Origin of the sequence: Streptomyces sp. NPDC012794 (genome assembly GCF_042901085.1) — a bacterium.
In the GTDB taxonomy this organism is placed as follows: Bacteria; Actinomycetota; Actinomycetes; order Streptomycetales; family Streptomycetaceae; genus Streptomyces.
Map to the genome: position 1 here is coordinate 57,234 of NZ_JBIBCI010000010.1, position 18,900 is coordinate 76,133.

Sequence of the window (18,900 nt, forward strand, 5' to 3'; positions counted from 1 at the left end):
GCGCGGACGCCGCGCGCGGGCCCGGCACGTGCCGAAGAAACCCTTCCCCGAATCGAGAACGTGAGATGCGCAAGATACTCGTCGTCGGGGCCGGCCAGTCCGGTCTCCAGCTCGCCCTCGGCCTCCAGGCGAAGGGGTACGAGATCACCCTCATGTCCAACCGCACCGCCGACGAGATCCGCACCGGGCGGGTCATGTCCACGCAGTGCATGTTCGACACGGCGCTCCAGCACGAGCGGGACCTCCAGCTGAACTTCTGGGAGAGGCAGGCCCCGAAGATCCAGGGCCTGGGCGTCTCCGTCGCCGCCCCCGACGGCTCCCGCGCCATCGACTGGCTCGGCCGCCTCAAGGGACACGCGCAGTCCGTGGACCAGCGGGTGAAGATGGCCGGCTGGCTCGACACCTTCACCCAGCGCGGCGGACAGCTGGTCATCCACGGCGCGTCCGTCGCCGACCTGGACTTCTTCTCCCGTACGTACGACCTCGTCCTCGTCGCCGCCGGCAAGGGCGAGCTCGTGTCCATGTTCGGCCGGGACGCCGCGCGCTCCCCCTACGACGCCCCGCAGCGCGCGCTGGCCGTCGCGTACGTCCACGGCCTCGGGCCGCGCCGCGAGCACCCGGAGACGGAGGCCGTGCGCTGCAACCTGGTCCCGGGCGTCGGCGAGCTGTTCGTCATGCCGACCCTGACCACCTCGGGGCGCGCCGACATCCTGTTCTGGGAGGGCCTGCCGGGCGGGCCCCTGGACGTCTTCAAGGGGGTCAACGACCCCGCCGAGCACCTGTCGCTCACACTGGAGCTCATGGAAAAGTTCACGCCGTGGGAGTACGCGCGGGCGACGAAGGTCGAGCTGACGGACGCGGGCGGCACGCTCGCCGGCCGGTACGCGCCCGTCGTCCGCAACCCCATCGGCCGCCTCCCCGGCGGCGGCCTGGTCCTGGGCGTCGCGGACGTGGTCGTGGCGAACGACCCGATCACCGGCCAGGGGTCGAACTCGGCCGCCAAGTGCGCGGCCTCGTACCTCTCCTCGATCCTCATGCACGGCGACAAGCCGTTCGACGAGGCGTGGATGAAGGCGACCTTCGACAAGTACTGGTTCACCACCGGCAAGCCGGTGACCCAGTGGACCAACGCCATGCTGGGCGTCCCCCCGGAGCACGTGCTGAACCTGATCGGCGCGGCCGGGCAGCTCCAGCCGGTGGCGGACCGGTTCGCCAACGGCTTCGACAACCCGGCCGACTTCGACGCGTACTTCTACGACCCCGAGGACACGGCCGACTACCTGGCGGAGGTCTCCGCTTCCGCCGCCGGTTCTTCCGCCGCCGGTTCTTCCTCCGACGAGTAGCCCGTGTCGTCCCCCGCCGTCGCGTTCTCCGGGAGCGGCGGCGGGGTGAACTCCTTCAGCGGCGTCCCCTCGGGGTCCGGGCGGACCGCCCCGAGCAGCGGGTTCGCGGCGATCGGCGACACCTTCACGGTGGCCCCGGGGCGCGGTGCCTGGATCACCTTGCCGTCCCCGATGTACAGGGCCACGTGGGTGGCCTTCGGGAAGTAGACCACCAGATCGCCCGGGCGCAGCCGGTCCAGCGGCACCCGGGTCAGCCGCGCCCACTGCTCCTGGCTGGTCCGGGGGATGGACCGCCCGGCGTGCTCCCAGGCCCGCGAGGTCAGCCCGGAGCAGTCGAAGGAGGCCGGACCCTCGGCGCCCCACACGTACGGCTTGCCGATCTGCGCCGCCGCGTACCGCAGGGCGGCCCCGCCGGCGGCGGTCGGCGTCCCCGTACGGGCGGGCAGCCGGCCCGAGTCCACCAGCGTGCGCTGCGCCCCGGCCGTCACGGCCGCCTCGCGCGCCCCGAGCCGGGCCAGCTCCTCGGGGGTGAGCGCCGCCAGCAGCCGCTCCACCTCCTTGAGCCGGCCCGTGACCTCCTGCTGGGCCCGCTTCTGCTGCGCGGCGAGGGCGCGCTGGTCGTCGAGGGCCTTGCGGGCCGCCCCGGCGAGCGTTCCCGCCTGCTTGCGGTCCCGTTCCAGCCGCGCCACGACCGCCGCCCGCCGGGCACCCTCGCGGGCGGCGAGCCGTCGCTGGTCGACGGCCTGCTGGGGATCCCCGGAGAGCAGCAACCGCAAGTACGGGGAGAGGGCGCCGCCGTGGGCCCCCTGGTACTGCTCCCGGGCGAGCCGCCCGGCGGTGGCCCGCTCGGAGTCGAGGGCGGAGCGGGCCCTGCCGAGTTCGGTGGCGAGGCGTTCCTCCTCCGCCCGGCGGGCCTTGAGCGCCGCTTCGGCGGCGTTGTAGGCCTCGCTGGCCTCCTCGGCCTTCTGGTAGAGGCCCTGCAACCGGACGAGCAGCTCCCCGACCCCGCGAGCGGGCGCGGCGGCGGGCGCGGTGCGGGCTTCGGGGAGGGGGCCTTCGGCGACGGCGGGTTCGGGGCGCGGTGCGGGCTCGGCGTGGACGGCGGGCGGGGGGCCAGCGGTGACGAAGACGGCGGCGAGACAGACGATCCGCAGTAGTCGTTTTGTCATGTAATCACCTCCGCCGCCCGATGCTGCCACGCGAACCCGCCCCCTCCCCCGAGCACGGCTGGCGGGTCGAGGGCCGTCACCCGGTTGGGGGGTGGCGGGGCGGGGGTGGCGGGGCGGGGGTGCGGGGGGCGGGGTTTCGGCGGGGCGGTGTCAGGGCTGGTTTGGGGGTTTCCCGTCAGTCCCATCGTCCTTCCGGTTCGTGCCGGTCCCTCAAGGGCGCTCACTTCGTTCGCGTCGCTACGCGATGGCCTTCGGCCACCCTTGACCGACCGTCCCGCCCCGGAAAGACAAGGACTGCCGGGAAGCCCCCAAAAGAACGGTCACGGGGCAGGAGAAGGGGAGCGGGTCCCTCAGTGACGAGACGAGGGGCAGGGCGCCGGCCCGCTCCCAAATCCGGGCCCCGAAGGCCCCCGGCCGTCCACCCCCGCGCATCAGATCGCTACGCGCTCCTCCTGGCTTGGCGTCCGACGGCCGTCCGGGGCTGATACCCGCACCAAATGACGACCACAGCCCCATCCGGGAGCGGTGGGCGCATCAGATCGCTACGCACTCCTCACGGCATGGCGTCCCACGGCCGTTCGGGGCTGATGGTTTTGAGCGCCGCAAATGGGCCTGGCCCATAGGCTGTTCGGTGTCGAGCTGCACAGAGAAGGGACAAGGCCGTGTCTTCCGATGCACCCCCCGACCCGTACGACAACCCCGTCGCATTCGGGCAACGTGTCCAGATCTACCGCACTCGCCGAGGTATGACCCGTGAGCAGCTGGCCGGGCTCCTCGGCCATCATCCGTCGTGGGTCAAGAAAGTCGAGACGGGTGCCATGAGAATGCCGAGACTGCCGGAAATCCTCGCCATCGGCCAAGCCCTGCGTGTCCGCCGGCTCAATGACCTGGTGGGTGACATCGGTACGGCGCAGAACGCCGATTTGTTCGTCGGACCCGGGCACGACCAGTTGCCTGCTGTCCGCGCGGCGCTCACCGCCTTCCCGGCCGGTGGGGACCGACGGGCCCCCTCCCAGGCGTTCCTGCGGGCGGCTCTGGACGCTGCCTGGGCCGCACGGCACAAGGCGTCGAACCACCGGGCGGTCATCGGTGCCCTGCTGCCAGGGCTGATCCGGGACACGCTGCTTGCGGTGCGGCAGGCGGAGACCGCTGCCGAGCGCCGGGGTGCGCTGCGCCTCAAGGCGGAGACGTATTTCCTCGCCCAGTTCTTCGTCGCGTACCAGCCGGACCCCTCGCTGCTCTGGCGGGTCGCCGATCGCGGTATGAGCGCCGCGCAGGAATCCGAGGACCCGCACGCCGTCGGTGTCGCTGCCTGGCTGTCCGTGCAGGCGCACCGCGATTCCGGCCAGTACGACGAGGCGGACGACGTGGTCCAGCAGGCACTGCGACTGCTGGAGCCCGGTCTGGCGGATGCGGCCGTGGAGGTCCGGGCGATGGTCGGCGCGCTGAGGGCGGAGGCCGGCCTGACCGCAGCGAAGCGCCGCGAGACTGGGGCCGCCTGGGGGTGGTGGGAGCGAGCGGACCGCGTGGCCAAGGGGCTTCCCCAAGGCTACTTCCACCGGGTGACGAGCTTCGGCCGCCCGGTGATGGGCGCGCACGGCGTCACCGTGGCGGTGGAACTCCGCACCGGCGGTGAGGCCGTACGGCAGGCCGCCGGTGCGGAGACGAGGGTCATCCCGTCATTGCCACGCCGGGCCCGCCATCGCATCGAGCAGGCACGCGCCTACCAACTGGACGGACAGCCGGACGTGGCCCTCGCGACGCTGGAACAGGCCCACGCAGTGGCTCCGGACACGACCCGGTACAACGGCTACGCACGGGCCATCGTGCTGGAGGAGACAACCTCGCGGCTGCCCGAACGACGGCAGCGAGCCAGTCGCCTGGCGGTGGAGATCGGTCTGCCGGCCGCGTAGGAGGAAGGGGCCCGAACCGGGCCCCTTCTCTCCGGCACCCCTCCTTAACGTCGTAGCTCAACACCCTGACGACGGTAGGAGTGGCCCGTGAACCTGTGCAGCTGTGCCCGCGACGAAGCCTCGGACACCCTTGTAAGGATGGAGGTCATGGCGGAACCCAGTACGGATCTCCTCGACCGGGCGTTGGCCGGCTGGGAGCGCTTCCTCGGCACCTTCGCGGGGGCGCGCGATGAGTGAGTGCTACGAATACGTCCCCCACCGGCTCCTCCGTCAGCGCGTGCGCGACATCGCTTCGGGTACGGAGGGCGTCCTGATGGCGGTGATCAACGAGAACGTCTCGAACACCGGTATCGAGCGCTGGATGGAGCTCGCCTACATCCGTGGCGCCTCGGGACGCGAATTCACCACCGCCGTGACCAACGTCCAGCCCGCTTATGACCAGCCCAAGACGGCCGCCGGTCGCCGAGACCCGAGGAGCGCGTAGCGATCTGACGCGTCCACGGTCCCGGATGGGGTCCTGATCGTCATTTCGTGCAGGCATCAGGCCCAGACGGCCGCCGGACGCTATGCAGAGAGGAGCGCGTAGCGATTCGACGCGCCCACCGCTCCCGGATGGGGCCCTGATCGTCATGTGGTGTGGGTAGTGGCCCCCGGCCCGCATTTCCATGCCTGGCGGGCCCGAGTGCGGGACAAGGCCAGGGCCCGGCCCCTCGTCTCGTCGCTGAGGGAGCCACTCCCCTTCTCCTGCCCCGTGACCGTTCTTTTGGGGGCTTCCCGTCAGTCCTTGTCTTTCCGGGGCGGGTCGGTCGGTCAAGGGTGGCCGAAGGCCATCGCGAAGCGACGCGAACGAAGTGAGCGCCCTTGAGGGACCGGCACGAACCGGAAGGACGATGGGACTGACGGGAAACCCCCAAACCCTCCCCGGCGCCGCCCCGCTAGGGCTCCGTCCCCGTGCTCCCGCTTCCCAGCAGGAGGGCCTTCGCCCTGGTGAACTCGTCCCGCGTCAGGAGGCCCTCCCGGGTCAGGTCGGCCAGCTGCGTCAGCTCCGCCACCAGGCCGCCGGCCGGCGGTGGACCACCCCCCGCCCCCGCCCCGCCAGCCTCGGGCGCTTCCGCCGGGCCCGGCTGCTCCTCCGCCTCGGCGACCGGTCCCGGACCCGGCGCCTCCTCCCCGTACCCGTCCCCCTCCCCGTACCCGTCCCCCTCCCCGAACTCGCCCTCCTCCCCGTACTCGTCCCCGAACCCCTCCACCACCGCCTCACCGGTGTCCTCCGCCTGGGCCCACTCCGCCGCGCCCGCCGCCCGCCGCAGCAGTCCGCGCAGGAGCGGGCGGCCCGCCGGGCGGACCGCCGCCTTCACCGTCACGCCCACCGGCCGGATGAACATCACGCCACCCCCACCCGCTCCGCCGGGACGCGGACCGAGCCGACGATCCGCCCGCCCGCGGCCCGTACGGCGATCGCCGCGTCCTGGGCCCAGACGTGCTCGACCACCAGCAGCAACGCGCAGCTGCCCCGGTCCAGGAGCTCCGCCGCCTCCTGCACGTCCTCCGGGCCGATCAGCCGGGCCACGTCACGGCCGGCCAGGATGCCCCGCAGCTCCACGAACTCGTCGAACTCCGCCGCCAGGACCTCCCCCGACGCCGTCTTCGTCGCGACGAGCCCGTCGATCAGGCGGACCACCCCTGTCTTCCGCAGGCCCATCACGGCCTCGACCGCCGGGACCCGCAGTTGTTCCTCGGGGAAGGCGAGGACGATGAATTCCACAGGTCCCATGCGCCGGGGCTCCTCACTCCTGTCGCTGCTGACCGTTTCTGACGACTCTTCGGCACCCTATGACATAAGCGGACATACCAGCCGCGACCTTGCTACGTTTCCCCGTATGACCGCTCTGACGGCGAAGGTGACGGAGCCCGCTCCGTCCCCGCCCCCCGACGGCCGTGCCGCCAAGCGCCGCGGCATCGAGCTGACGCTCCTCGCGGGCGCGGTCCTGATCTCCGTACTCGGCCACCTCTACGTCGGCCTCGCGGCCGACGGCGCGGCCGGCCGGGCGGGGGCCTCCCACCCCGACGCCGCCTACCCCGCCGCCCCCTACGCCGCCGGGCTCGGGGGAGCGGCGCTGCTCGCCCACCTCGCCGTCCGGCTCAGGGCCCCGTACGCCGATCCGCTGCTCCTCCCGATCGCGGTCCTGCTCAACGGGCTCGGCCTGGTCCTCATCCAGCGCCTCGACCTCGCCACCCCCGGGGAGCCCGGAGCGGAGGACCAGCTGCGGTGGTCGGCGCTCGGGGTGGTGCTCTTCGTCCTCGTGCTCGCCCTGCTGCGCGACCACAGGGTGCTCCAGCGGTACGCCTACCTGTCCGTGACCACCGCTCTCGTGCTGATGCTCGTCCCCGTCTTCTTCCCGGCCGTCAACGGCGCCCACATCTGGATCCGCTTCGCGGGGCTGTCCTTCCAGCCCGGGGAGTTCGCCAAGATCCTGCTCGCCCTCTTCTTCGCCGCCTATCTCGCCGCGAACCGCACCGCGCTGGCCCTCACCGGCCGCCGGCTCTTCTGGAAGCTGCGCCTCCTGCCCGGCCGGGTGCTCGGGCCGATCCTCGCGATCTGGCTGCTCAGCGTCGGGGTGCTCGTCCTGGAGCGGGACCTGGGGACTTCCCTGCTCTTCTTCGGTCTCTTCGTGATCATGCTGTTCACCGCCACCGGGCGGATCGGCTGGATCGCCATCGGGCTGCTGCTCGCCGCCCTCGGCGCGTACGCCGTCGGGACCTTCGAGCCGCACGTGCACAGCCGCGTGGACGACTGGCTGAATCCTTTCGCCTCCATCGAGCGCGGCGACGGCCCCGGCCAGCTCGCCCAGTCCCTCTTCGCCTTCGCCGCCGGCGGCCTGCTCGGCGCCGGACTCGGGCACGGCCAGTCCTTCCTCATCGGCTTCGCCGCCAAGTCGGACTTCGTCCTCGCCACCGCCGGAGAGGAACTCGGCCTCGTCGGCCTCGCCGCCATCCTGCTCCTCTACGGGCTCCTCGTGTCCCGGGGGTTCCGGGCCGGGCTCGCCCTGCGCGACCCCTTCGGGCGGCTGCTCGCCACCGGACTCGCCTCGATCGTCGCCCTCCAGGTGTTCGTCATCGCGGGCGGCGTCACCGGCCTCATCCCGCTGACCGGCATGGCCATGCCCTTCCTGGCGCAGGGCGGCTCCTCCGTGGTCACCAACTGGATCATCGTCGCCCTGCTGGTCCGGCTCAGCGACAGCGCCCGCAGACCCAGACCCGGACCGGGTCCCGGACCGGGAGCAGGACCCGGCCCGGAACCGGGGGAGGCCCACGCGTGATCCGCTACATCCGCTGGTGCGCGTACTTCTGCGCCCTGCTGCTCGCCGCCCTGCTCGCCAATGTCGCCCGCGTCCAGGTGTGGGAGTCCGCCGCCTACGGGGCGAACCCGGCCAACAAGCGGCCCGCCATCGCGCGCTACGCCGAACCGCGCGGGGACATCCTGGTCGACGGCAGGCCCGTCACCGGCTCCCGTGACAGCGGCCAGCTGCTGCGCTACGAGCGCACCTACACCGACGGCCCGCTCTACGCGCCCGTCACCGGCTTCTCCTCCCAGACGTACGGGACGAGCTTCGTCGAACGTTCCGAGGACGCCGTCCTCTCGGGCACCGACCCGGGACTGTCCGCCTTCCCGCTCTGGTACGAGCTCTCGCGCGGCCGCCCCGGCGGCGGCAACGCCGAGACCACCCTGCGCGCCGCCGTCCAGGAGGCCGCGTACCGGGGGCTCGGCGGCAAGCGCGGCGCGGTGGCCGCCATCGAGCCGGCCACCGGCAGGATCCTGGCCCTGGTCAGCAGCCCCTCGTACGACCCGGGCCTCCTCTCCGGCACCGGTACGCGGGTCAAGGCGGCCTGGGCGCGGCTGAACGCGGACCCCGCCAGGCCGATGCTCAACCGGGCGCTGCGCGAGACCTATCCGCCGGGATCCACCTTCAAGATCGTGACGGCGGCCGCCGCCCTCGACGCGGGCGTGGTCACCGATGTGGACGCCCCCACCCGCACCCCCGACCCGTACCGGCTGCCCGGCACCAGCACCGTGCTGCCGAACGCGGCCACCGGCTGCGCGGAGGCCTCGATGGCGGAGGCCGTGCAGTGGTCCTGCAACACGGTGATGGCCGACATCGGGGTGCGGGTGGGGCTGCGCGCGATGGCGGAGGCGGCCGCCCGCTTCGGCTTCAACGACGAGGGGCTGCGGGTGCCGTCGTGGGTGTCCCGGTCCAACTTCGACACCGACATGAGCCGGGACCAGCTGGCGCTCTCCTCGATCGGGCAGTTCAACACCAGGGCCACCCCGCTCCAGATGGCGATGGTCGCGGCGGCCGTCGCCAACGGCGGCGAGCTGCGGACCCCGTACCTGGTGGACCGCACGACCCGGGACGACGGCTCCCTGCTGCGCCGCGCCGACCAGCGCACCCTGGGCCGGGCCATGAGCCCGTCCACGGCGCTGCGCATGCAGGAGCTGATGGTGAAGGTGGTGGAGGACGGCACCGGGCGCAACGCGGCGATCCCCGGCGCCCGGGTCGGCGGCAAGACCGGCACCGCCCAGCACGGCGTCGGCAACGCCGGCACCCCGTACGCCTGGTTCATCGCCTGGGCCCGCGCGGAGGGCGAACCGCAGCCGGCGGTGGCCGTCGCGGTGGTGGTCGAGGACGCCTCGGCGGTGCGCGGGGACATCAGCGGCAACGGCGCGGCGGCCCCGATCGCCCGGGCGGTGATGGAGGCGGCGCTGGCGGGACGGTGACGCGCGGGGGGCGGCGCCCTCAGGCCCCGGCGCCCTGAGTCCTGGGCGCCCTCAGGCCTGGGCGGCGCCCTCCTGGATGGCGGCCTCCACCTCCGCCACCCGCTCCCGCTCCTCCGCCGCGAAGCGCTCGCGGTCCAGGGTCTCGGCGATCTCCTCGTCCTGGGTCATCAGCAGGTCGAGGTTGGAGTCGCCCATCTCGAAGACGCCCATCTCCAGGTACGCCTTCTGCAGCCGGTCCCCCCAGAGCCCGATGTCCTTGACGCAGGGCACGATCCGGCTGAACAGCAGCTTCCGGAACAGGTGCAGGAACTCGGACTGCTCGGTGTACTCCACCGCCTCCCGCCTGGGGACGCCGAAGTTCTCCAGCACCTCCACCCCGCGCAGCCGGTCGCGCATCAGGTAGCAGCCCTCGATCACGAACTCCTCGCGCTCGCGCAGTTCGGCGTCCGTCAGCTGCTTGTAGTAGTCGCGCAGGGCCATCCGCCCGAAGGCCACGTGGCGGGCCTCGTCCTGCATCACGTACGCGAGGATCTGCTTGGGCAGCGGCTTGTCGGTGGTGTCGCGGATCATCCCGAAGGCGGCGAGCGCCAGCCCCTCGATGAGCACCTGCATGCCCAGGTAGGGCATGTCCCAGCGGGAGTCGCGCAGGGTGTCGCCGAGCAGCCCCTGGAGGCTGTCGTTGATCGGGTAGAGCATCCCGACTTTCTCGTGCAGGAAGCGCCCGAAGATCTCCGCGTGCCGGGCCTCGTCCATGGTCTGGGTCGCGGAGTAGAACTTCGCGTCCAGGTCCGGCACCGACTCCACGATGCGCGCCGCGCACACCATCGCGCCCTGCTCGCCGTGCAGGAACTGGCTGAAGTTCCAGGCGCTGTAGTGCCGTCGCAGCTCGCCCTTGTCCCGCTCGGTCATCCCGGCCCAGTGGCGGGTGCCGTGCAGCGTCAGCATCTCGTCGGGGGTGCCGAGGGGGTCGTACGGGTCCACCTCGATGTCCCAGTCGATGCGTTTGGCGCCGTCCCACTGCTTGTCCTTGCCCTTCTGGTACAGGGCGAGGAGGCGGTCGCGGCCCCCGTCGTACTCCCAGCTGAAGCGGGCCGCACCGGAGGCGGGGACCGGCCAGACGCTCTCCTGCGGGGCCTGGGTGTAGAACTCGTGCGTCGACACGGATGCCTCCTCGTCTCGCGTACTCGCGTACTCGCGCTCGCGCGCCTCGCGTACTGCCGTGCGGGAGTGGACAGTTGGCAGCGTCACACGTTGGTAGACGCGGGGTCAACAAGTCGTGCGCGGGGGATTGACGACCTTGCTGACAAGCAGTCTCATAAGAGGTGACCGCAGGTAACCCGACCGCGAGGGACCCGGAGCCATGACGACCGTGACGGAACGAGCCGCGCTGAGGGACGCCCTCGGCCTCCTCAAGGACCGCGAGCAGATCGCCGAACGACTCCTCGAGTCCTCCGCCAAGCACTCCTTCGACCCCGACCGGGAACTCGACTGGGATGCCCCGCCGATCGACGGCAAGTACTACTGGCCGCCCGAGCTGCTCTCCCTCTACGACACCCCGATGTGGAAGAAGATGGGCGAGGAACAGCGCATCGACCTCTCCCGCCACGAAGCGGCGTCCCTCGCCTCGCTCGGCATCTGGTTCGAGATCATCCTCATGCAGCTCCTGGTCCGGCACATCTACGACAAGCCGCTGACCAGCAACCACGTCCGGTACGCACTCACCGAGATCGCCGACGAGTGCCGCCACTCGATGATGTTCGCCCGCATGATCCAGAAGGCCGGAGCCCCGGACTATCCGGTCACCCGGCTCAACCACAACCTCGCCCGCATCCTCAAGACGGTCTCCACCACCCCCGGTTCCTTCGCCTGCACCCTCCTCGGCGAGGAGATCCTCGACTGGATGCAGCGCCTGACCTTCCCGGACGAGCGCATCCAGCCCCTGGTCCGCGGAGTGACCCGGATCCACGTCATCGAGGAGGCCCGGCACGTCCGGTACGCCCGCGAGGAACTGCGCCGCCAGATGCTGACCGCCCCGCGCTGGGAGCAGGAACTCACCCGGATCAGCTGCGGCGAGGCCGCCCGCGTCTTCTCCGTGGCCTTCGTCAACCCGGCCGTCTACGAGAACGTCGGCCTCGACCGGCGCGAAGCCGTCGCCCAGGTGAAGGCCAGCGGCCACCGCCGCGAGGTGATGCAGACCGGCGCGAAGCGGCTCACCGACTTCCTCGACGACATCGGCGTGCTGCGCGGCGTCGGCCGCAGGCTCTGGCGCAGCTCGGGCCTCCTCGCGTAGCAGGGTCGTCTACTCTGCGGGCATGACCGTACGGGCCTACCGCAGACTGAGTGTCGAGGAGCGGCGAGCCCAGCTCCTCGACGCCGCGCTGTCGTTGTTCGCGCACCGTGCCCCCGAGGAGATCTCCCTCGATGACGTCGCGGAGGCCGCGGGCGTCTCGCGCCCGCTGGTCTACCGCTACTTCCCGGGCGGGAAACAGCAGTTGTACGAAGCCGCCCTGCGCTCGGCGGCCGACGTCCTCGAACTGTGCTTCGCCGAACCGCAGGCCGGCCCGCTGACCCAGCGGCTCTCCCGGGTCCTGGACCGCTACCTGGCCTTCGTCGACGAGCACGACGCCGGCTTCGCCGCCCTCCTGCAGGGCGGCAGCGTCGTGGAGACCTCCCGCACCACGGCCACGGTGGACGGCATCCGCCGCGCGGCCGCCGACCAGATCCTCCTCCACCTGGACGTCCCCGCCCCGGGTCCCGGACCGCGGCTGCGGATGATGGTGCGCACCTGGATCACGGCGGTCGAGGCTGCCTCCCTGATCTGGATCGACGAGGGGAAACAGCCGGAGGTCGCCACCCTGCGCGACTGGCTGGTGGACCAGTTCATCGCCCTGCTCACGGCCACGGCGGCCACCGACCCCGAGACGGCGTCCGCCGCCCGGGCCGCGCTCGCGCTGGAACCGCCGGAGGGCCCGGTGGGCGTCCTCGCCCGACGCGTCATCCCGCTGGTCTCCGAGGCGGCCCACCTGCTGTGACACTGGTGGGGTGAGAAGCGAACCGACCCCCTTCGAGGGCGGGCCGATGGACGGCCGGGTCCTCCCGATCCTCGTCGGCCCGACGGGCCACCCCCCCAAGTGGTACGAGATCCCGGTCCCGGCCCCGGACGGCGGGCCGCCGACGGTACTGCTCTACGAGCGGATCCCGTCGGGGTACACGAAGCGGCTGGGACTCCAGAAGGGGTGGAAGTACACCTTCTCCCCGACGGGCCAGAAGCCGAAGCCGCGCTGGCCGTGGAGCGGGCGGGGGCGGGCCGGGGGGTAGGGGGCGGGGGCTGCGGGTGGGGTGGGTGTAGGCGGGGCCGTCTCGGAGACGGTTTGGGGGTTTCCCGTCAGTCCCATCGTCCTTCCGGTTCGTGCCGGCCCGTCAAGGGCGCTCCTTCGTCGCGTCGCTTCGCGATGTCGCTTCGCTCCACGCTTGACAGCCCGTCCCGCCCCGGAAAGACAAGGACTGCCGGGAAGCCCCCAAAAGAACGGCACGGTCCAAGGGGAAGGGACGGCTCCCTCAGCGATGAGGCGAGGGACCGGGCGTCGGTCCGCCGGGCATCCGGGCCCCCTAGAGACCCTCGGCGGTCCACCCCCGCGCATCAGATCGCTACGCGGTCCTCTCTGCATAGCGTCCGACGACCGTCTGGGGCCGATACCCGCACCACATGTCGATCAGGGCGGCATTCGGGGCCGGTGGGCGCGTGAGATCGCTACGCGCTGCTCATTTCTCGGCGGCTGAAGGCCGTCTGGGGCGAGGGGTGCTTCAGGGGGGAAACGGGCAGCCCGGGGCACCTCTCGGGCCTTTCGCCGGCCTCTCGACCGTCTGTCGGAGTCTGGGGATGCCTTCTTCAACGGCAGACTCCGACAGGGACCCTTCACGCCTCGCCTACGCCCCCCAAAGACAGGCAAAAGGGGTAATTGATCTCGCTGACGGATCACATCACCACAGACGGTCGCCAGACGCTATGCCGAGAGGAGCGCGTAGCGATCTGACGCGCCTGCCGGTCCCGAATGCTGCCCTGATCGACATGTTGGTGCGGGTATCAGCCACAGACGGTCGCCGGACGCTATGCCATGAGGAGGGCGTAGCGATCTGACGCGCGGGGGTGGACCGCCGAGGGTCTCTAGGGGCCCGGATGCCCGGCGGACCGACGCCCGGTCCCTCGTCTCATCGCTGAGGGAGCCGTCCCTTCCCCATGGACCGTGCCGTTCTTTCGGGGGGTTCCCGGCAGTCCTTGTCTTTCCGGGGCGGGACGGGCGGTCAAGGGTGGCCGAAGGCCATCGCGTAGCGACGCGAACGAAGTGAGCGCCCTTGACGGGCCGGCACGAACCGGAAGGACGATGGGACTGACGGGAAACCCCCAAACCGTCTCCGAGACGGCCCCGCCGACACCCACCCCACCCGCAGCCCCGCCCCTCCACACGCCGAACCCCGCAGCCCCCGCAGCCAGCCCCAGCCCCGCCCCGCCCTCCGGACCCGGATCAGCCGTCCGTACGGCCGCGCCTCAGCATCGCGTAGCCCAGCCCGGCGGCGCCGACCGCCGCGATACCGCCGCCCGCGGCGAGCAGCAGTACGCCGTCCCCGGGGCCGTCGGCCAGGGTGTGCAGGCGCAGGGCCTCGGCCGTACCGGGGGTGCCGGAGCGCTCCCGCCCCCCGGCGTCGACCGAGGCGGGCACGACCTTGCCGCCACCGCCACCGCCACCGCCGGGCGGGGTCCGGGTCCCGGTCTTGTGCCCGTCGCCGCCGACCGTGTGGGAGCCGTCTCCCCGGACGGTCTCGCCGACCCAGGAGGACAGCCGCCCGTCCGGCCCCAGCGCGGCGTGCAGTTCCCCGGCGGCGCCGACCCCGGTGGCCCCGTCGCGGCTGGTCAGCGTGACGACCGTGGCCCCGGCGCGCAGGATCTCGGCCTGGTACGCGTCCTTCGCGACGCGGTACACCTTCGCCGTCGACCGGCCGTCCGCGAGGGAGACGCTGCTGACCAGGGTCCGCTGCGTGCCCGAGGCGGCCGGCGCCGCGTCGGCGAGCGCGGCGGCGGCCGGCAGGGCCAGCAGCGCACCGGCGCAGGCGGTCACGGCGGTGGCGCGAACGATGGCGCGGCGACGGGCGGTGTCCACGGGGTTCCCTCGGTTGGTCAGCGTCTGGTGCTTCCGGACGGCACAAAAGTAGGCCCCGGCCGTTGCGGTAGGGCGATGGCCTTGTAACAGGAAGGCAGCAGGGACCCGACGGAGCTGTTACACAACCGAGGGATTGCCCGGGGCGGCGCCGCCTGCTCCCATGGACGGCGGGGGTGAGGCCGATGCGCGGACTCAAGGTCCTTCCGAGCGGCAGGCCCGGCCGCGGCCGGCTCTACGTCAACCGGCCGGACGGTCAGGCGGTGGCCTGGTACGACCGGCAGGCCAACCGGATCAGCGTTCTGACGGAGGACCAGTGCGAAGCGGTACTGGCCGCCCTGCGCCCCTACTTGACCCGCGGCTGGACCATCGGCCCGCCCCCGGTGCCGACCGCCGCGGAGCTGCGCTGCCTGAGCCTGCCGCCCGACCGGGACCTGGCCCCGAACCGGCCCGGCGAGACCCTGCTGGGCGAGCTGGCGTACGGCTCACCGGGCGGCCGCACCCGGCTCCGCATGCGGCAGGAACTGCAGGCCCGGCAGCGCACGGGCGCGGAGCTCGACCTGTTGGAGGCGGCGGACTGGCGGGCGCTGCACGACGTCCCGCTGCCCGGTCTGGGGCTGCTGGACCACCTGCTCATCGGCCCGCCGGGCGTCCTGGCCCTGCGCACCGTCCCGGGCCGCCGCCAGCGCGCCCACGTCGGGGACCTGCTGCTGACGGTGGGCCGCGCCGAGCCCCGGCCCGACCCCCGCTGGATCCGCCGGGCGGCCGCATGCGCCGCCCGGGTGCTGGCGGCTCCGGTGACCCCGGGCCTGGCCCTGGCCGACGCCTCCCGGGTGGAGGTGGCCCGGACGCAGCGGGACGTCCTCGTCCTCGAGCCCCCGACCCTGGCGGCCCTGCTGCGGGCCGCGCCCGCGACCCTCAAACCCCCGGAGGTCGAAGCCCTCTTCGCGCGGGCCCGCGCCCGCCCGGCGTGGGCCTGAGCGCCACCCCGCCGCCCCGCCACCCCCACCGCGCCAACCCGCCGCCCCGGCCTTCCTCAGGCCGAACTCCGCTTGCGCGGCGCCGCCTTCTTGGCCGCGCCGGCAGCCGCTGTCTTCTTCGCGGAGGCGGCGGACGTGGACTTGGTGGCGGACTTCGCGGTGGACTTCCTCGCCCCCGAGGCGGACTTCGCGGCGGCGGAGGCGGACTTCGTGGCGGTCGAAGTGGACTTCGCCGCCCGCGACTTGCCCGAAGCCGCCGTCGAAGTGGACTTCGCGGTCGTCTTCTTCCCGGACGCCGCCGTCTTGCGGGCGCCCGACGCCGTCGACTTCTTCCCGCCCACCGCCTTCGGCGCGGCGGGCGCCGCTCCGCGCCGGATGGGGGTCACCTGCGCCTCCGTGCCCTCCTCCGCCTCCTCGCCCTCGGTTCCTTCCGCCTCCGCGCCCCGCTGACCGCCGCCCCGCGAGGCCTTGGCGGCCCGGACGCTGTTCTCCAGCGCCGCCATCAGGTCGATCACCTGCGCCCCGGCCGGCTCCACCACGGCCTCCGACGGCTCGAACGCCCCGTCCGCCTTCGCCGCGATCATCGCCTCCACGGCCTCGCGGTAGTCGTCGTGCAGGGAGGACATGTCCACCTCGCCGAGGGTGGCCATCAGCGCGTCGGCCAGGTCCAGCTCCGCCTCCCGCACGGTCACCGAGGCCTCGGGGGCCACCCCCTCCGGCGCCCTGATCTCGTCCGGCCACAGCAGCCCGTGCATCGCGATCACGTCGTCGACGACCCGCAGCATGCCCAGCCGCTCCCGCCCCCGCAGCGCGTACTTGGCGATCGCGACCCGGCGGCTGCGCTTGAGCGCCTCCCGCAGCAGCGTGTACGGCTTGGCCGCCGTGGCGCCGTTCGCCGCGAGGTAGTACGCGGCGTCCATCTGAAGGGGGTCGATCTCCTCGGTGGGTACGAACGACACGATCTCGATCGTCTTCGCCGTCGGGATCGGCAGCCGCGCCAGGTCCTCCTCCGTGATGGGGATGATCGACCCGTCCGCCTCCTCGTACCCCTTGCCGATCTCGGCGGAGGGCACCTCCTCCCCGTCCAGCTCGCACACCTTGCGGTAGCGGACCCGGCCGCCGTCGGGCACATGGATCTGACGGAAGGAGATCGAGTGGCTCTCGGTGGCGTTCACGAGCTTGATCGGGATGCTGACCAGGCCGAAGGAGATCGCCCCATTCCAAATGGATCGCACGGTTCCTCCTGATTCGTGGCAATCTCATCGTATGACGCCGATCACGATGGTGGAGGGGCGTCGCATCGCGCTCAGCAACCTGGACAAGGTCCTCTACCCGAGGACCGGCTTCACCAAGGGCGAGGTGCTGCACTACTACGCCACCGTCGCGGACTCCCTCCTCGCGCACATCCAGGACCGCCCCCTCTCCTTCCTGCGCTATCCGGACGGCCCGGACGGCCAGCTCTTCTTCACCAAGAACCCGCCGCCCGGCACACCCGACTGGGTGAAGACCACCCCCGTGCCGCGCTCCGAGGACGAACGGGCCGAACAAGTCGTCGTATCCGGCCTGGCGTCCCTGATGTGGGCCGCCAACCTGGTCGTGGAGTTCCACACCCCGCAGTGGCGGGCCGGCGCCCCCGCCGTCGCCGACCGGCTCGTCCTCGACCTCGACCCCGGCCCGCCCGCCACCGTCGTCGAGTGCTGCGCCGCCGCCCTGTGGCTGCGCGAGCGCCTCGCCGCCGACGGCCTGACCGCGTACGCCAAGACCTCCGGCTCCAAGGGCCTGCACCTGGCCGTGGCGCTCGAACCGGTCTCCTCCGCGCGCGCGTCCGCGTACGCGAAGACTCTCGCCCAGGAGGCCGAGGCGGAGCTGCGCGGGCTCGTCGTCCACCGGATGGCCAAGGCGCTGCGCCCCGGCAAGGTGTTCGTCGACCACAGCCAGAACGCCGCCGCCAAGACCACCGCCGCGCCCTACACGCTGCGCGCGCGGCCCCTGCCGACCGTCTCCGCACCCGTCTCCTGGGCCGAGGTCGAAGCCTGCCGCGACCCCTTCGACCTGGTGTTCCTCGCCGACGACATCCTGCCCAGGCTGGCCCGCGACGGCGACCTCCTCGCCCCGCTGAACGACCCCGGGCAGGCCGGGAGCCTGCCGTGACCCCGCACGTGCGGGTCGCGCTCGCCGCCGCCGTACGGACCCTGCCGCGCGGGGCGGGCCTGGCGTACGAGCCGAAGTTCGACGGCCACCGCATGGTCGTGCTGCGCACCGAGGAGGACGTGGTGCTCCAGGCCCGCTCCGGGCGGACCGTCACCAGCGCGTTCCCCGATCTGGCGGCGGCCGCCCGGCAGTTGCCCGCCGGTACGGTGCTGGACGGGGAGGTGGTCGTCTGGCACGCCGGCCGCACGGACTTCGCCCTGGTCCAGCGGCGCGCGGCGGCCACGGCGGCCCGTGCCGCCGTGCTGGCGCAGAGCCTGCCGGCCTCGTACGCGGCCTTCGACGTGCTGGAGCTGGCCGGGGTCGACGTCCGGGGCCGCTCCTACGAGCGGCGCCGGGCGCTGCTCGTCGACCTGCTGCTGCCGCTCGGGCCGCCGATCCAGCCGGTGCCGATGACGACCGACCCGGAGCTGGCGCAGACCTGGTACGAGACCCTGCCCGCCAGCGGCATCGAGGGCCTGGTGGTGAAGCGGCTGGACCAGCCCTACCCGGCCGGGCGGCGCGCCTGGCGCAAGCTCCGGCACACGGACGTGCGGGACGCGGCGGTGATCGGCTACACCGGCACCGCGCGCCGCCCGACGGCGCTGGTGCTGGTCCTGCCGGGGGAGGAGGACGAGGCACCGCTGGTGTCGAGCCCGCTGCCGGCGGTGCTGCGTACGGAGCTCGCGGCCGTGCTCGCCGAGCGCGGGCGCAGCGCCCCCGGCGGGGCCACGGTCACCGCGATCGGGCTCGGGGAGGTGCCGTTCAGCCCGCTGGACCCGCCGCTGGCCGCCGAGGTCCGGCATACCTCCGCACGGCACCCGCCGCCGGAGGTGCTGCGGCTGCGGACGGACCTGTAGGGACGTGGACGGCCCCCGACCCGCGCGCGGGGCGCGGATCAGGGGCCGGTGCGGGGCGGTCCGGGCGGTGGCCTGCCGGGCGTCCGGGCGTCTTCGCGGTCGCGTCCGGGGCCGCTTACGAGTGCGCCCCGCGGCCGGCGTCGGGGGGAGCGCCGGGCTGCGGGTGCGGCCCCGGCCCCTCCGGCTTCTCGTAGCCGGACTCGCGCTCGGCCCGGACTTCCTCGGCATGGCTGGAGGTGGTGGAGCCGAAGTTCCCGTAGCCCTGCATCTCGTGCGGCCGCAGACCGCCCTTGGGGATCTCCACCGGGTCCCGCTCCTCGCGGACCTCGTGGACGGCCCCGCCGTCGGGCAGGTGCGGCTGGCTCTCGGGGGTGGGCGGCGGCGGTTCCTTCGCGCGGACCCGCTGGCCCAGCTTGAAGCCGCCGAGCAGCATGCCGGTGATGACGATTCCGATGACGAAGAACCACGCGATGTCGGTCAGGATCTCGTCCACGCTGAGGATCGTGTCCATAGATCCC

At 72.8% G+C, this 18,900-nt stretch carries 18 protein-coding genes; 11 read left to right on the forward strand and 7 right to left on the reverse strand.

Translation table 11 applies throughout. The features are described from left to right. Window positions 1–65 precede the first annotated feature (65 nt). Window positions 66–1,343: a styrene monooxygenase/indole monooxygenase family protein gene (locus ACFY7H_RS19890; protein ID WP_388939671.1), complete on the forward strand. Its 1,278-nt coding sequence runs from the start codon at window positions 66–68 to the stop codon at window positions 1,341–1,343. On the opposite strand, the gene ACFY7H_RS19895 is transcribed toward ACFY7H_RS19890, so the two are convergent. Then, window positions 1,277–2,512, reverse strand: coding sequence for an NlpC/P60 family protein (locus ACFY7H_RS19895; RefSeq protein ID WP_388939673.1), 1,236 nt, complete (start codon window positions 2,510–2,512; stop codon window positions 1,277–1,279). The two genes, ACFY7H_RS19890 and ACFY7H_RS19895, sit on opposite strands and share 67 nt — an antisense overlap. A 662-nt stretch (window positions 2,513–3,174) precedes the next feature. Here ACFY7H_RS19895 and ACFY7H_RS19900 point away from each other — a divergent pair. Together ACFY7H_RS19900 and ACFY7H_RS19905 are read left to right on the forward strand one after the other, a co-directional pair. After that, entirely contained in the window at window positions 3,175–4,425 is a 1,251-nt protein-coding gene (locus tag ACFY7H_RS19900; RefSeq protein ID WP_388939675.1) for a helix-turn-helix domain-containing protein, read from the forward strand. A 229-nt stretch (window positions 4,426–4,654) separates the two neighbouring features. Then, a complete protein-coding gene (locus ACFY7H_RS19905; protein ID WP_388939676.1) occupies window positions 4,655–4,909 on the forward strand; it encodes a hypothetical protein in 255 nt (84 codons plus the stop codon). A 451-nt stretch (window positions 4,910–5,360) separates the two neighbouring features. Here the strand turns inward: ACFY7H_RS19905 and ACFY7H_RS19910 are convergent, their stop codons facing one another. Together ACFY7H_RS19910 and ACFY7H_RS19915 are read right to left on the reverse strand one after the other, a co-directional pair. Beyond that, window positions 5,361–5,810, reverse strand: a complete 450-nt coding sequence (locus tag ACFY7H_RS19910; protein WP_388939677.1) for a hypothetical protein — start codon at window positions 5,808–5,810, stop codon at window positions 5,361–5,363. After that, window positions 5,810–6,199: a DUF6325 family protein gene (locus ACFY7H_RS19915; RefSeq protein ID WP_388939679.1), complete on the reverse strand. Its 390-nt coding sequence runs from the start codon at window positions 6,197–6,199 to the stop codon at window positions 5,810–5,812. The genes ACFY7H_RS19910 and ACFY7H_RS19915 overlap by 1 nt, the downstream gene beginning before the upstream one ends. A gap of 106 nt (window positions 6,200–6,305) precedes the next feature. Between ACFY7H_RS19915 and ACFY7H_RS19920 the strand changes: the two genes are divergently transcribed. Continuing rightward, a complete protein-coding gene (locus ACFY7H_RS19920; protein ID WP_388939681.1) occupies window positions 6,306–7,745 on the forward strand; it encodes an FtsW/RodA/SpoVE family cell cycle protein in 1,440 nt (479 codons plus the stop codon). Then, a complete protein-coding gene (locus ACFY7H_RS19925) occupies window positions 7,742–9,202 on the forward strand; it encodes a penicillin-binding transpeptidase domain-containing protein (RefSeq protein WP_388939683.1) in 1,461 nt (486 codons plus the stop codon). Before ACFY7H_RS19920 ends, ACFY7H_RS19925 begins: the two co-directional genes overlap by 4 nt. A 51-nt stretch (window positions 9,203–9,253) precedes the next feature. Here the strand turns inward: ACFY7H_RS19925 and ACFY7H_RS19930 are convergent, their stop codons facing one another. Continuing rightward, entirely contained in the window at window positions 9,254–10,363 is a 1,110-nt protein-coding gene (locus tag ACFY7H_RS19930) for a ferritin-like domain-containing protein (RefSeq protein ID WP_388939685.1), read from the reverse strand. A 199-nt stretch (window positions 10,364–10,562) separates the two neighbouring features. Between ACFY7H_RS19930 and ACFY7H_RS19935 the strand changes: the two genes are divergently transcribed. Genes ACFY7H_RS19935 through ACFY7H_RS19945 form a run of 3 tightly spaced genes read left to right on the forward strand, consistent with a single transcriptional unit; the run spans window position 10,563 to window position 12,520 of the window. Then, window positions 10,563–11,492, forward strand: a complete 930-nt coding sequence (locus ACFY7H_RS19935) for a diiron oxygenase (RefSeq protein ID WP_388939687.1) — start codon at window positions 10,563–10,565, stop codon at window positions 11,490–11,492. Window positions 11,493–11,514: 22 nt separating this feature from the next. Continuing rightward, window positions 11,515–12,234, forward strand: coding sequence for a TetR/AcrR family transcriptional regulator (locus tag ACFY7H_RS19940; protein ID WP_388939689.1), 720 nt, complete (start codon window positions 11,515–11,517; stop codon window positions 12,232–12,234). Window positions 12,235–12,244: 10 nt separating this feature from the next. Further along, window positions 12,245–12,520 (forward strand): hypothetical protein, encoded by a 276-nt coding sequence (locus ACFY7H_RS19945; RefSeq protein WP_388939691.1) that lies wholly within the window; start codon window positions 12,245–12,247, stop codon window positions 12,518–12,520. Window positions 12,521–13,725: 1,205 nt separating this feature from the next. Here the strand turns inward: ACFY7H_RS19945 and ACFY7H_RS19950 are convergent. After that, window positions 13,726–14,358, reverse strand: coding sequence for a hypothetical protein (locus ACFY7H_RS19950; RefSeq protein ID WP_388939693.1), 633 nt, complete (start codon window positions 14,356–14,358; stop codon window positions 13,726–13,728). Window positions 14,359–14,540: 182 nt separating this feature from the next. On the opposite strand from ACFY7H_RS19950, the gene ACFY7H_RS19955 reads away from it, so the two are divergent. Continuing rightward, window positions 14,541–15,335 carry an NERD domain-containing protein gene (locus ACFY7H_RS19955; protein ID WP_388939695.1) on the forward strand — a complete coding sequence of 265 codons (795 nt, stop codon included), beginning with the start codon at window positions 14,541–14,543 and terminating at the stop codon, window positions 15,333–15,335. Between the two features lie 56 nt (window positions 15,336–15,391). Here the strand turns inward: ACFY7H_RS19955 and ACFY7H_RS19960 are convergent, their stop codons facing one another. Continuing rightward, window positions 15,392–16,570 (reverse strand): Ku protein, encoded by a 1,179-nt coding sequence (locus ACFY7H_RS19960; RefSeq protein WP_388939697.1) that lies wholly within the window; start codon window positions 16,568–16,570, stop codon window positions 15,392–15,394. A gap of 31 nt (window positions 16,571–16,601) precedes the next feature. Between ACFY7H_RS19960 and ligD the strand changes: the two genes are divergently transcribed. Beyond that, window positions 16,602–17,486: a non-homologous end-joining DNA ligase gene (gene ligD / locus ACFY7H_RS19965; RefSeq protein ID WP_388939699.1), complete on the forward strand. Its 885-nt coding sequence runs from the start codon at window positions 16,602–16,604 to the stop codon at window positions 17,484–17,486. After that, window positions 17,483–18,382 carry an ATP-dependent DNA ligase gene (locus ACFY7H_RS19970; RefSeq protein ID WP_388939700.1) on the forward strand — a complete coding sequence of 300 codons (900 nt, stop codon included), beginning with the start codon at window positions 17,483–17,485 and terminating at the stop codon, window positions 18,380–18,382. Before ligD ends, ACFY7H_RS19970 begins: the two co-directional genes overlap by 4 nt. Before the next feature lie 115 nt (window positions 18,383–18,497). Here ACFY7H_RS19970 and ACFY7H_RS19975 read toward each other — a convergent pair whose 3' ends face one another. Further along, the gene (locus ACFY7H_RS19975) at window positions 18,498–18,893 is read right to left on the reverse strand and encodes a DUF6479 family protein (protein ID WP_388939702.1); all 396 of its coding nucleotides are present in this window, start codon (window positions 18,891–18,893) and stop codon (window positions 18,498–18,500) included. Window positions 18,894–18,900 lie beyond the last annotated feature (7 nt).